Raw genomic sequence first — 12183 nt, 5'->3', positions numbered from 1 at the left:
TTTTTTCTTGTGTTAAAATAGTTCTCACGAAAACTATTTTTACAAAGGATACAGGTATGGATAAGCCTTTACTGGAATTGAAGCGTTTTGGACGAAAGATTCATCTCATAGCGGAAAAGCTTGCCAAGGAGCAAGGGATTGAGTCCATGGCTGGGCCACAGGGGCAAGTCTTGCATATTGTCGCCTGTCGTACGGAAGAGGGGAAGAATACTCTTATCAAGGATATTGAGCAGAAGTTGGATATTTCCAAATCGGTGGCCTCTAACTTAATGAAAAGGATGGAGAAGAATGGCTTTATCCAGCTGGAAACGAGCAAGACGGACAAGCGGGCCAAGTATATCCGTCTTACTCCGCAGTCGCAGGAAAGAATGAAGAAAATCCGTGACTTTTTTGAGGAAATGGACCGTTCTATTTTGAATGGTGTTTCTGAGCAGGAACTGCTGATTTTTTCTCAAGTCATGGCCAAGTTTTATCAGAATATCGAAAGTTTAGAAAATGGAGGAAAAGATGTTTAAGTTATTTAAACGGCTGACGGCAAGGGAAGTGAGCATGATTGTTCTCAGTGTGCTCTTCACCTTCCTGACAGTATATTTGGAATTAGAAGTTCCAACCTATATTTCGACGATTACAGAGTTGCTGCAAACACCAGGGACTGGTTTGGCAGATTTGTGGGAGCCAGGTCTGAAAATGATTGGTCTGTCTTTTGCAAGCTTGCTGTCAGCTATTGTGGTTGGCTTTTTTGCAGCTCGTATAGCAGCTAGCTTTACCCAGAGTTTGCGGAGCGATATTTTCAACCGTGTGCTAGACTATTCACAGACGGAGATTAAGAAATTTTCGATCCCTAGTCTGCTGACTCGGACGACAAATGATATTACCCAGGTACAGACCTTAATTACCATGGGGCTGCAGGTGGTGACTAGGGGACCGATTATGGCGATTTGGGCTATGACTAAGATTATTGGCAAGTCCGAGAACTGGCTGATAGCTGTTCTTATTGCTGTTATAGTCAATATCCTGCTGACAGTAGTTTTGGTGACATTGGCCTTTCCTAAGCAGTCAGTTGCGCAGCGCTTGGTCGATAAGCTAAACAGCGTCACTAGAGAGAGTCTGACTGGGATTCGCGTGGTCCGAGCTTACAATGCTGAGGATTATCAGGATAAGAAGTTTGCGGCGGCCAATGATGAAGTAACCCGGCTCAATCTTTTTATCGGTCGTCTAATGGCTATGATGAATCCAGTTATGATGGGGATTTCTAGCGGCTTGACACTGGCGATTTACTGGATTGGTGCTTATTTAATCCAGGAGGCTGGGCTGCAGGAGCGTCTCCCACTCTTCAGTGATATGGTTGTCTTTATGTCCTATGCTATGCAGATTGTGATTGGGTTCTTGCTCATGGGGGCACTCTTCATCGTCCTGCCTCGGACCATTGTATCCGCTGGCCGGATTAATGAAGTACTGGACCTGCATTCTTCTATCACCAGTCCAGAACATCCTAAGGCAGCATCAGATAGCAAGGGAGAGGTGGTCTTTCGAGATGTATCCTTCCGCTATTCCAAGAATTCAGAAGCGGTCATTGAGCATGTTAGCTTTACAGCGCAGGCTGGTGATACCGTGGCCTTTATCGGTTCAACCGGTTCAGGGAAATCCACGCTAGTCAATCTCATTCCTCGTTTCTATGATGTGACTGAAGGAGAGATTCTGGTAGATGGTGTCAATGTTCAGGATTACCAGCTGGAAGATCTGCATAATAAGGTTGGCTACATCCCGCAAAAGGCTGTGCTTTTCTCTGGCGATATCGAGAGCAATCTGGACTTCGGTCAAAGCAAAGAAAGCCCGCTGGATGAGCAGAAAATGTGGGAGGCTCTTGACCTTGCACAGGCTAAGCCCTTTGTCCAAGAGAAGGAAAAGGGGCTGAAAGCAGAAGTAGCTCAAAGCGGAACCAACTTCTCTGGTGGTCAGCGTCAGCGTTTGGCCATTGCCAGAGCCTTGGCTCGTAAGCCAGAAATCCTCATCTTTGACGACTCCTTCTCAGCCCTAGACTATAAGACAGACCGCATTTTGCGCAAGGAACTGGCTGAGCGGACGCAGGATATGACCAAGCTGATCGTGGCGCAGCGGATTTCTACTATCATGGATGCGGATCAAATCTTGGTCTTGGATGCTGGTAAGGTGGTCGGTCAAGGTACCCACCGAGAGCTTTTGGCCAGCAACGAAGTCTATCAAGAAATTGCTTACTCACAACTATCCAAGGAGGAATTAGAAAATGGAAAATAAGAAGCCTTCATTATTTAGCCAGATAAGGCCTTATCTCAAAGGTTTCCAGCTTCCTCTTGCTTTGGCATTTGTGGGAGCTGTCTTGTCAAACATTATCACGGTCTATGGGCCAAATAAACTAAAAGAAATTACCAATCTCATCTCTGATGGTTTGGCTACCAATATTGATTTAAAAGCTGTGTCTGAGATTGCCCTTCTGCTGACCGTTCTCTATGCAGTCGGAGCCCTGCTCAACTACGGCCAGTCCTTTATCATCAGTACGGTTATCCAGTATTTCTCCAAGCGACTACGGACGGCCATTGCGGAGAAGATTAACAAGCTGCCGTTGGGCTATTTCGATGGTCATTCTCAGGGGGATACTCTGTCGCGCGTGACCAATGACGTAGATACGGTCGGCCAATCCCTCAACCAGAGTCTGGGGAATGTTATCTCTGCCAGCTTGCTCTTGGTGGCTGTGGTCTTGACCATGTTCTTCATGAACTGGATCTTGGCCTTGGTAACTATCTTGGCTACTATATTAGGCTTTGTCTTTGTCGGCCTCATCATGGGCAAGTCTCAGGGCTATTTCACTGCCCAGCAAAACGATCTGGCTGCGGTAAACGGTTATGTAGAGGAAATGTACTCCGGTCATAATGTCGTTACCAGCTATAATGCCATTGAGCAGTCTAAGGAGCGCTTTGCAGTTCTCAATCACAATCTCTATAACAGTATTTGGAAGTCTCAATTTATCTCTGGTATGATGATGCCGCTCATGTTCTTTACAGGGAATTTTGCTTATGTGCTGGTTATTTTGGTAGGTGCTGCTCTGGCGATTAATGGCTCTATTAGTATCGGAATTATCGTCGCCTTTATGGTTTATGTGCGGACCTTCTCTCAGCCTTTGTCACAGATTGCCCAAGGTATCGCTGTCTTGCAGCAGGCTGGTGCAGCACTGGTTCGTGTCCTTGAATTTCTGGCTGAGCCTGAGATGGAAGACGACCAGCATAAAGAGCAGCAGCTTGCTGCTGTCAAGGGAGATGTTGCCTTTGAAGATGTCTTCTTCGGTTACAAGCCAGACCAGACGATTATTCATGATTTCTCAGCCCAGGCCAAAGCCGGACAGAAGATTGCCATTGTCGGCCCAACGGGTGCTGGTAAGACGACCATCGTTAATCTGCTCATGAAGTTCTATGAAATTGATAAAGGGCGTATCAGCATTGATGGTATAGATATTAAGGATATGAAACGCTCTGAGGTTCACGATGCCTTTTCAATGGTCTTGCAGGATACCTGGCTCTTTGAGGGGACGATTCGGGAGAACTTGATTTATAATCAGAAGCATGTCACAGATGAAGCAGTTATCGCTGCAGCGAAGGCGGTCGGTGTTCATCACTTTATCATGACTCTGCCACAGGGCTATGATACAGTGTTGGATGATACGGTTAACTTATCGGTCGGTCAGAAGCAGCTATTGACAATCGCTCGTGCTCTGCTGAAAGATGCGCCGCTCTTGATCTTGGATGAGGCAACTTCGTCAGTCGATACGCGGACGGAGGAGCTGATTCAAAAGGCTATGGACAAACTCATGGAGGGCCGGACTTCCTTTGTCATTGCCCACCGACTGTCTACTATCCGTAATGCGGATCTTATCTTGGTCATGCGCGATGGAAATATTATCGAGCAGGGTAACCACGATGAACTCATGAATCAGAATGGCTTCTATGCGGACCTCTATAATAGTCAGTTTGTAGAGGAAGATGCAGGTTGATGCTCAAATAAAACATCAGGAATGTTCGTTTTTCTGATGTTTTTTTAAATTTAACAGAATTGTAAAAAATGCTCAATTTTCAGTGAGGACGCTCTAAAATCCTGACTTTTTTCGCAGATGCTCTGTTAAAAACTTGACAGCTTTTGTCGTTTATATTAAAATAAATTTAATATAAGAACTGAGAGCGAACACAACGGGGTGTTTGTTCTACATATAAGTGAGCAACGGTGCTACAAAAAAATAAAAATTCCTTATTTTTTTGTAGTACTTTTTTTATCAGCGAATCTGGAGTAAAGCAATGAAGCAATTTATGCTGGCTGGTGTTTCCAGCGGTGTCGGAAAGACCACAGTTACCCTAGGGATTTTGAAAGCTCTGGCAGACAGAGGTTATCGGGTCCAGCCTTATAAGGTAGGACCTGATTATATTGATACAGCTTATCATAGTCGGATTACCAAGCGACCGTCGCGGAATGTGGACAGCTTTATGATACCGGACGATCAGAGTCTGGCTTGGTCCTACTACAAATGGCATGGAGATGCGGATGTGGCAGTAGTCGAAGGAGTCATGGGGCTCTTTGATGGTCTGGGAACAGACAAGGACTGTGCGTCCTCTGCTTCTGTTGCTAAGAAGTTGGGAATTCCGGTTGTCTTGATTATTGATGGGAAAGCTACATCCACCTCAGCGGCTGCTATGGTCCATGGCTTTGCGACTTTTGATCCGGATTTGGATATTGCTGGGGTCATTATCAATCGGGTAGCTTCACAGAATCACTATGAACTCATCAAGGGCGCCATTGAGCGTTACACGGATGTGGAGGTGCTGGGCTATCTGCCTAAGAATGCGACAGCAGAGCTGCCATCGCGCCATCTGGGTCTAATCCCTGACGTAGAAATGGATGATTTGGACCGTCGATTTGAGGACTTGGGAGCAGCAGCGGCTAAGCATATAAATCTAGACAGACTGCTGGAAAAGGCAGAACTTCCCGATAAGCAGATGACCAATCCTTTTCATATTCGAAACGATCAGCCCTTGACTTTGGCCTATGCCTTGGATGATGCTTTCCACTTTTACTACGAAGATAATCTGGACTTTCTAAGAGAGCTCAATGTCCAGCTGGTACCTTTCAGCCCTCTGAAAGATAAGGAACTGCCAGCAGCAGATGCATATTATTTTGGTGGCGGTTTTCCAGAAGTCTACGCTCAGGAGCTGATGGCAAATGCTGACTTTCGGGCTTCGGTTAAGAAAGCTCACGAGCAAGACCGGCCAATCTATGCAGAATGCGGCGGCCTCATGTACCTGGGAGAGCTGCTGGAAGTAGATGGTCAGGTCTATGAAATGGTCGGTATTTTCAAGGGCAAGAGCCTGATGACTCCCGGCCTGAAAAGCTTTGGTTATTGCCAAGCAGAAACGCAGGTAGATAGTCTTTTTGGTCCTAAAGGTACAGCGGTCAGGGGACATGAGTTTCACCATTCGGTCTTTGAGACGGAGGAAGATACGGTCCTCAAGCTAGAGAAGGCCAGAGACGGTCAAGTCGTAGCTGCCTGGACAGGCGGTTATCAAAAGGGCCGGACCTTTGCCAGCTACCTGCATGTTCACTTTTATCAGGACGAGCAGCTGCTAGCCAACTGGCTGAACTATATCAAAGAGGCGAACTGATATGACACTCATTGCAATTTTTTTGGCTGTCTTACTGGACTGGCTCATTGGCGACCCCTATAGCTGGCCTCATCCAGTCAAGTGGATGGGTTCCTATATTTATTTATGTATGCGCTCGCAGGAGAAAAGGCAGTTTTCGCCCTATCTGTTTGGCTTTTTCCTCTGGCTGACAACAGTTGGACTTGCGCTGGGAGTGAGCTACGGGTTGCTCTGGTTGGCTGGTCTGGTTCATCCCGTCCTCTACTGGCTCGTCTGGATCTATCTGGCCTATGCTAGTCTAGCGGCTAAGAGTCTAGCTTTTGAGGCCCAAAAGGTTTACCATACGCTCAAGTTTGGCACTTTGGAAGAAGCTAGAAAGCAAGTTGGTATGATTGTTGGCCGTGAAACTTCCCAGCTGACACCAGAGGAAATCAGCAAAGCGACGATTGAGACGGTGGCCGAAAATACCAGTGACGGGGTTATCGGACCACTGCTCTGCCTCTTTCTGGGCGGCCCCATTCTGGCTATGACATATAAGGCCATCAATACCTTGGACTCCATGGTAGGCTATAAGACGGAAAAATACCGCAAAATCGGCTTGATATCTGCCAAGATGGATGATCTGGCCAATCTGATTCCTGCGCGTTTGACTTGGTTTTTCTTGATTCTCAGCAGTCAGATTTTACTGCTAAATTTCAAGGGGGCGTTGCGAATTGGCTGGCGGGATCGCTACCAGCATGCCAGTCCCAACAGTGCTTTTTCGGAGGCAGTTGTAGCTGGGGCTTTGGGCATTCAGCTGGGCGGACCGCACGTCTATCACGGAGAGCTGATTGAGAAGCCGACCATTGGAGAGGCTTCCAGACCGGTTGCGGCGGATGATATTCAGACGGCTATCTCTCTGCTTTATACAAGCACCATGACAGGTTTAATCTTGTTCACTCTTTTTTATTTAGTAAAGCAAGCATATTTCTAGGAGTATACTATGACATATATCCAAAATCCTTCCTCTATCGAGGAAAAGAGTTTTCAAATTATTCAGTCTACGATTACTGAAAAAGATCCTGATTATGTCTTCCATTCGGAAATGGAAGAATCCATCATCAAGAGGGCTATCCATACGACGGGAGATTTTGATTATCTCTATACCATGCGCTTTGAGCATGATGTTCTTCAAAAAATAGAAGAAGTAATCAGAGCTAAGGGAACAATCCTGCTGGACTCCAATATCTCTCTCAATGGGATTAACAAGCGCGTACTTGACCAGCTAGGTGTGAGCTACCGCTGTTTAATCAGCGATGAAGAAGTGGTTGCGCTGGCCAAGGAAAAGCAGATTACCAGAGCTATGGCAGCTGTTGAGATAGCAGCTAAGATTGAAGCCCCTAAAGTATTTGCCTTCGGTGGTGCTCCTACGGCTCTGTCTTATTTGATTGAGCTGGCAGAGCAGGGACTGGTAGAAGCAGATGCAGTGATTGGGGTTCCAGTCGGCTTTATCAATGTCGAAGAGTCAAAAGAAGAGCTACTTCAGTCAGGTCTTCCTGCCCTTGTCAATGTCGGCAGAAAAGGTGGCAGCACGATTGTTGTAGCTATTATCAATGCTATTATCTACCAGCTGAGAGAAGTGGTGACGGATGACTATGTCCGCTACTCCACACCATCCAGTAAAGAAGGAGGAAAGAACTAGATGTCCTATCTAAAAGCAGCGCACAAGATTGAAGAAGCTAGTTTCAGCAAGATTCAGGAAATTATTGACCAAGAGCATCCAGATATTCATTTTTCAGATCCTTTTGAAGAGGCAGTGCTCAAGCGGGTTGTCTTTACCAGTGCAGACTTTGACTACCTCTACAATATCAAATTTTCCAATCAGGTTATTGAGAAAATTCTCTACGTCCTCCGAAACAAGGGCACCATTTTTACGGATACGACTATGGTCTTGGGTGGTTTTAATAAAAAACTGCTGGATGACTTAGGTGTTTCCTATCGCTGTCTGGTCAATGAGCCAGCAATCTTTAAGGAAGCTAAGGAGAAAGGAATCACTCGCTCCATGGCTGCTGTGGAATATTCGGCTAAAGTGGATGGTCCAAAGCTATTTGTCTTTGGGAATGCTCCAACGTCCATCTTTAAGGTTTTAGATATGGTCGAAGAGGGAAGCTTGCAGCCGGATGCGGTTGTCGGGGTTCCAGTTGGCTTTGTCGGAGCGGCAGAATCCAAGCTCAAGCTACATGAAAGTTCTGTGCCTTCTATTGCGGCACTGGGTCAAAAGGGCGGCAGTACCATCGCAGCAGCGGTCATCAATGCTATCCTCTACCAGCTCAAGCTCGACACTACAGACTATGAGCGTTACAGTGTTTCAGATAAAAAGCAGGCTCCGGGGAAAGGAGAAGGCTAATGATGGATGAATACGCTTATGTCAATGGAAAGAAATTAAGAAAAGGTTTTACAACTGGCACTTGTGCGACAGCAGCGACTGTTGCAGCCTTGAGCATGATTTTAAATCAGGAAAGAGAAGAAAAGGTTACTGTTCATACGGCTTCAGGTGTGGAAGTGACCATGGATGTTCACAATCCTTCCTTCGGACCAGAAGAAGCGACCGCGGCCATTGAAAAAGATGGCGGCGATGATGCGGATGCGACGCATGGCCTCTTGATTTATTCGACCGTGACTCTTTTGCCAGATCAGACGGAAATCGAGATTGACGGTGGTCAGGGAGTCGGGCGCGTGACTGAGAAAGGACTGGCCTGCGATGTCGGCATGGCAGCCATCAATCCGACTCCTAGACGGATGATTGAGCAGCATGTCCGTGAGATTATCGGTCCCAACTGTGGGGCGCGGATCATCATTTCCGTTCCTGGAGGAGAAGAAACGGCCAAGCTGACCTACAATTCCAGACTAGGTATTGTCGGTGGCATTTCAATTTTGGGAACGACAGGGATTGTCAATCCTATGTCCGAGGATAGCTGGAAGGCGTCCATAACGATCGAGTTAACCATGCTCTATAATCAAGGACATCGCTCAGTCGTCTTGGTGCCAGGGAATTACGGTGAAGATTTTGCTACTAATACTGTGGGAATTCCAGGCGGGCGTATCGTCAATATGAGTAACTTTGTCGGCCATGTCCTCAAAGAAGTGCAGCGGATTGGCTTTACCAAGGTTTTGATGATTGGCCACATGGGCAAGTTTGTCAAAGTGGCGGCTGGGATTTTCTCTACCCACAGTAAGGACTCGGATGCCCGTATGGAAACGCTGGTGGCTAATCTAGCCCTGATGGGGGCGCCCATGGAGCTGTTGGAAAAGGTTGACAAGTGCTTGACGACCGAGGCAGCTGGGACAGCCATTAAAGAATTTTCTTATGAGGGTGTCTATCAGGTCTTGGCGGATAAGATTAAGGCTAGAAGTGAGCGTCTGCTCCGCTATCGTAAGCCAGAAGTCAGTATTGAAGTGGTCGTCTTTGGGACTGAGGAAGGCTATCTGGCATCAACTCAGCCTTTAGAGCAGATAAAGGAGGAATGGACATGATTTATGTTATCGGAATTGGTCCGGGAGATCCGAGCTATGGTCTTCTGGGACAGGAAGCCTATTTTGAAAAGGCTGACCGCATTTTAGGCAGCGAGCGGCATTTAGAAATTTTGCCACCGGCTTATAAGGATAAGGGTCTGGTCCCTCCTAAAAAATTAGCTGCGCTGGCGGAGTTGCTGGCGAGCTTTGGTGAGGATGAAGAAATTCTATATCTGGCCTCAGGCGACCCGCTGATTTATGGCTTGGGCAAATGGCTATCAGAGAAGTTTAAGGGACGCGTGGTCATCTCGCCGGGTATCAGCGCTATGCAGTATCTGGCCAGCAGAATTGCCCTCCCCATGAACGATGCTTATCTGACCAGCAGTCACGCTAAGGCACCAAACTTTGACTTGATTATGAGTCTGTCAAAAGTCTTTATGGTGACAGATCAGAAAGTTGGCCCCTACGAGATTGCTCAAGAGGCTGTTAAAAGAGGCTTAGATAAGGTGCTGGTCATCGGTGAGCAGCTGAGTTATGAAGACGAGCGTATTACCATTCTGCCTGCTAGCGAGGTAGAAGATAGAGAATATGAAATGAATGTGGTGGTGGTGTTAGATGAGGGATTCGGAATTTATCAGGGCTAAAGTCCCTATGACTAAGGAAGAAGTCAGAGCCATCAGTTTGGATAAGTTGGAGCTGCATCGGGCCAAGCGCATGCTGGATGTCGGCTCTGGAACTGGCAGTGTTACGATTCAGGCAGCCCGAACCTATCCAGAACTGGAAGTGGTGGCAGTGGAGCGAAATGAAGATGCGGTGGCCTTGACGCAGGAGAATATCCAGCACTTTGGCTGCCACAATGTCCGTCTCTATCAAGGACTGGCTCCGATTGAGCTGGAAGGCAGCTTTGATGCCATTTTTGTCGGAGGGACTGGGGGCAATATGCAGGAGATTTTCGACTGGTGTGCCGAACTCATGGAGCCGGGAGGTCGGCTGGTCTTGAACTTTATCCTGCTGGAAAACGCTCTGGAAGCAGCTCAAATAGCAGAACAGATGGACTGGGAGGATTTAGAGATTGTTTCAGTTCAGGCTAGCCGCTGGACAGGTATAGGCAAGGGGCACTACTTTAAGCCTCAGAATCCGACCATTATCGTTTCTTGTAAGAAAAAAGAAAGAGAGGCTAATTGATGTCTAAAGTACATTTTGTTGGAGCCGGACCAGGTGACGTGGAGCTGATTACACTCAAAGGTTACAAGCAGCTGTCTGAGGCTGATGTGGTCATTTACGCAGGATCCTTGGTCAATCCAGACCTTCTGAACTACTGTAAGGAAGGAGCTGAGGTTCATGACAGCGCCAGCATGCACTTGATGGAAATCATCGATGTCATGGAAGCTGGAGTCAAGGCTGGTAAAGATGTAGTCCGCCTGCAGACGGGAGATTTCTCCATTTATGGCTCCATTCGAGAGCAGATTGAAGAGATGAAGAAGCGGGATATAGAGTTTGACTGTACGCCGGGCGTCAGCTCTTTTCTGGGAGCTTCTTCCAGTATCGGGGCAGAGTATACCGTACCAGAGGTTTCTCAAAGCCTCATCATCACTCGGATGGCTGGTCGGACGCCTGTGCCAGACCGGGAATCCCTGAAAAGTTATGCTCAGCATCGGACCTCTATGGCCATTTTCCTGTCGGTTCAAGGTATTGAAAAGGTCGTCAGCGAGCTGATCGAGGGCGGCTATCCTCCAGAAACGCCTGTGGCTGTCATTTACAAGGCTACTTGGCCGGATGAAAAGAAGGTCTTTGGCGATTTGACAAATATTGCTGAGAAGGTCAAGGAAGCTAAGATTAGAAAGACAGCTTTGATTTTGGTCGGTGACTTTTTAGGTCAGGAATTCTACTATTCCAAGCTCTACCATGCGGATTTCCAGCATGAGTTTAGACGGGGGAAGAGCAGCCATGCCAAGTAATCCTCAACCTCGCTATGCAATCGCAACAGTGACAGCGGTCGGCAAGGACTTGGCTCTGACTCTGCGGGAGAAGCTAGGCAAGGAAATTCCTATCTATACGACGCCTCGCTTGGCAGATGACAGGGTCATTGCCATCGAAGGACGTGTGATTGAGGCGCTTGGTCAGCTCTTTCAGGAAGTGGATGTTCTCATTTGTATCATGGCTATCGGTGCAGTTGTGCGAGCTATTGCACCAGTCTTGAAAGACAAGGCGACTGACCCAGCAGTGATTGTCATGGATGAGAAAGCGACGAATGTTATCAGCCTGCTGAGTGGACATCTAGGCGGAGCCAATCAAGTGACGCTAGACATCGCAGGATTGCTCGGTTCCAATCCTGTTATCACGACAGCGACAGATGTGCAGAATGTGACAGCCTTGGACAATCTGGCCAAATCAGTCAATGGCTGGCGGCCAGAATTAAGAGAGTTCATCAAGCCTTTCAACAGCTATCTAGGCAGTGGCCGAACAGTCTATTTCTATCAGGAAAAGGACTGGGTTACGGACCTTCGCGGTCTGACTCTGGTGCATGAGGAAGAGTTGGCGGCTGTTCTCAAGGGAACGGAACCGCTGATTCTGCTGACTGCAGAAAAAAAGGACATTCAAAGAGAAAACCTGGCTCTCATCTATCCTCAACCTTATATCTTAGGAGTTGGTGCTAGGAAAGATGTGGCTCCTGCTGTCTTCCGAGAAGGCTTTGAGGAATTTTGTCAGCAGCAGGGGATTTCTGCCAGTGAGATTTCCAAAATAGTCAGCATTGATGTCAAGAAGGATGAAGCAGCTATTCTGGCCTTAGCTGAGGAATTGGGCTGTCCTTTTGAGACCTTTAGCAAGGAGGAGCTGTCTGTCGTAGCAGACCGCTATCCTCAGTCAGAATTTGTCAAAAAGACAGTCGGAGTCGGCAGTGTCGCCTTGGCCAGCGCAGATTTGGCCAGTCAGGGTCAAGTCCTGACAGAGCGCTTTGCCAAGAACGGCTGTACCTATGCGCTTGCAAAAGCAATAACCAAAAAGTAAATCAAAAAGAGCAGACGGTCTTATG

12 protein-coding genes are annotated in these 12183 nt (G+C 47.4%); all 12 read left to right on the top strand.

The features are described from left to right. Window positions 1–56: 56 nt before the first annotated feature. The 12 genes from J1C81_RS09465 (at window position 57) to cbiG (ending at window position 12158) form a co-directional block, all read left to right on the top strand. Window positions 57–515: a MarR family winged helix-turn-helix transcriptional regulator gene (locus J1C81_RS09465; RefSeq protein ID WP_002915900.1), complete on the top strand. Its 459-nt coding sequence runs from the start codon at window positions 57–59 to the stop codon at window positions 513–515. After that, window positions 508–2274: an ABC transporter ATP-binding protein gene (locus tag J1C81_RS09460; RefSeq protein ID WP_032909765.1), complete on the top strand. Its 1767-nt coding sequence runs from the start codon at window positions 508–510 to the stop codon at window positions 2272–2274. Before J1C81_RS09465 ends, J1C81_RS09460 begins: the two co-directional genes overlap by 8 nt. Further along, a complete protein-coding gene (locus J1C81_RS09455) occupies window positions 2264–4021 on the top strand; it encodes an ABC transporter ATP-binding protein (RefSeq protein WP_002915898.1) in 1758 nt (585 codons plus the stop codon). The genes J1C81_RS09460 and J1C81_RS09455 overlap by 11 nt, the downstream gene beginning before the upstream one ends. A gap of 298 nt (window positions 4022–4319) precedes the next feature. Then, a complete protein-coding gene (locus J1C81_RS09450) occupies window positions 4320–5678 on the top strand; it encodes a cobyrinate a,c-diamide synthase (RefSeq protein WP_002915897.1) in 1359 nt (452 codons plus the stop codon). A gap of 1 nt (window position 5679) precedes the next feature. Then, window positions 5680–6630 (top strand): adenosylcobinamide-phosphate synthase CbiB, encoded by a 951-nt coding sequence (gene cbiB, locus J1C81_RS09445; protein WP_002915896.1) that lies wholly within the window; start codon window positions 5680–5682, stop codon window positions 6628–6630. 9 nt (window positions 6631–6639) lie between these two features. Beyond that, window positions 6640–7338, top strand: a complete 699-nt coding sequence (locus tag J1C81_RS09440) for a cobalt-precorrin-8 methylmutase (RefSeq protein ID WP_002915895.1) — start codon at window positions 6640–6642, stop codon at window positions 7336–7338. Next, window positions 7339–8043: a cobalt-precorrin-8 methylmutase gene (locus J1C81_RS09435; protein WP_002915894.1), complete on the top strand. Its 705-nt coding sequence runs from the start codon at window positions 7339–7341 to the stop codon at window positions 8041–8043. Next, window positions 8043–9170: a cobalt-precorrin-5B (C(1))-methyltransferase CbiD gene (cbiD, locus tag J1C81_RS09430; protein ID WP_002915893.1), complete on the top strand. Its 1128-nt coding sequence runs from the start codon at window positions 8043–8045 to the stop codon at window positions 9168–9170. The genes J1C81_RS09435 and cbiD overlap by 1 nt, the downstream gene beginning before the upstream one ends. Beyond that, window positions 9161–9793 (top strand): cobalt-precorrin-7 (C(5))-methyltransferase, encoded by a 633-nt coding sequence (locus tag J1C81_RS09425; protein ID WP_002915892.1) that lies wholly within the window; start codon window positions 9161–9163, stop codon window positions 9791–9793. The genes cbiD and J1C81_RS09425 overlap by 10 nt, the downstream gene beginning before the upstream one ends. Then, window positions 9765–10334, top strand: a complete 570-nt coding sequence (locus tag J1C81_RS09420) for a decarboxylating cobalt-precorrin-6B (C(15))-methyltransferase (protein ID WP_002915891.1) — start codon at window positions 9765–9767, stop codon at window positions 10332–10334. The genes J1C81_RS09425 and J1C81_RS09420 overlap by 29 nt, the downstream gene beginning before the upstream one ends. Next, entirely contained in the window at window positions 10334–11107 is a 774-nt protein-coding gene (locus tag J1C81_RS09415) for a cobalt-precorrin-4 methyltransferase (protein ID WP_002915887.1), read from the top strand. The genes J1C81_RS09420 and J1C81_RS09415 overlap by 1 nt, the downstream gene beginning before the upstream one ends. Further along, window positions 11097–12158 carry a cobalt-precorrin 5A hydrolase gene (cbiG, locus tag J1C81_RS09410; protein WP_002915885.1) on the top strand — a complete coding sequence of 354 codons (1062 nt, stop codon included), beginning with the start codon at window positions 11097–11099 and terminating at the stop codon, window positions 12156–12158. The genes J1C81_RS09415 and cbiG overlap by 11 nt, the downstream gene beginning before the upstream one ends. Window positions 12159–12183 lie beyond the last annotated feature (25 nt).

This window comes from Streptococcus sanguinis, from assembly GCF_050225395.1.
In the GTDB taxonomy this organism is placed as follows: domain Bacteria; phylum Bacillota; class Bacilli; order Lactobacillales; family Streptococcaceae; genus Streptococcus.
This window is presented reverse-complemented; position numbering and strand designations above follow the sequence as displayed.

Bases quoted from the DNA above. Each gene is read 5' to 3' on its own strand.
- cbiG (WP_002915885.1), top strand. From the start codon at position 11,097: ATGCCAAGTAATCCTCAACCTCGCTATGCAATCGCAACAGTGACAGCG.
- J1C81_RS09435 (WP_002915894.1), top strand. From the start codon at position 7,339: ATGTCCTATCTAAAAGCAGCGCACAAGATTGAAGAAGCTAGTTTCAGC.
- J1C81_RS09440 (WP_002915895.1), top strand. From the start codon at position 6,640: ATGACATATATCCAAAATCCTTCCTCTATCGAGGAAAAGAGTTTTCAA.
- J1C81_RS09455 (WP_002915898.1), top strand. From the start codon at position 2,264: ATGGAAAATAAGAAGCCTTCATTATTTAGCCAGATAAGGCCTTATCTC.
- J1C81_RS09415 (WP_002915887.1), top strand. From the start codon at position 10,334: ATGTCTAAAGTACATTTTGTTGGAGCCGGACCAGGTGACGTGGAGCTG.
- cbiB (WP_002915896.1), top strand. From the start codon at position 5,680: ATGACACTCATTGCAATTTTTTTGGCTGTCTTACTGGACTGGCTCATT.
- cbiD (WP_002915893.1), top strand. From the start codon at position 8,043: ATGATGGATGAATACGCTTATGTCAATGGAAAGAAATTAAGAAAAGGT.
- J1C81_RS09460 (WP_032909765.1), top strand. From the start codon at position 508: ATGTTTAAGTTATTTAAACGGCTGACGGCAAGGGAAGTGAGCATGATT.
- J1C81_RS09425 (WP_002915892.1), top strand. From the start codon at position 9,161: ATGGACATGATTTATGTTATCGGAATTGGTCCGGGAGATCCGAGCTAT.
- J1C81_RS09465 (WP_002915900.1), top strand. From the start codon at position 57: ATGGATAAGCCTTTACTGGAATTGAAGCGTTTTGGACGAAAGATTCAT.
- J1C81_RS09420 (WP_002915891.1), top strand. From the start codon at position 9,765: ATGAGGGATTCGGAATTTATCAGGGCTAAAGTCCCTATGACTAAGGAA.
- J1C81_RS09450 (WP_002915897.1), top strand. From the start codon at position 4,320: ATGAAGCAATTTATGCTGGCTGGTGTTTCCAGCGGTGTCGGAAAGACC.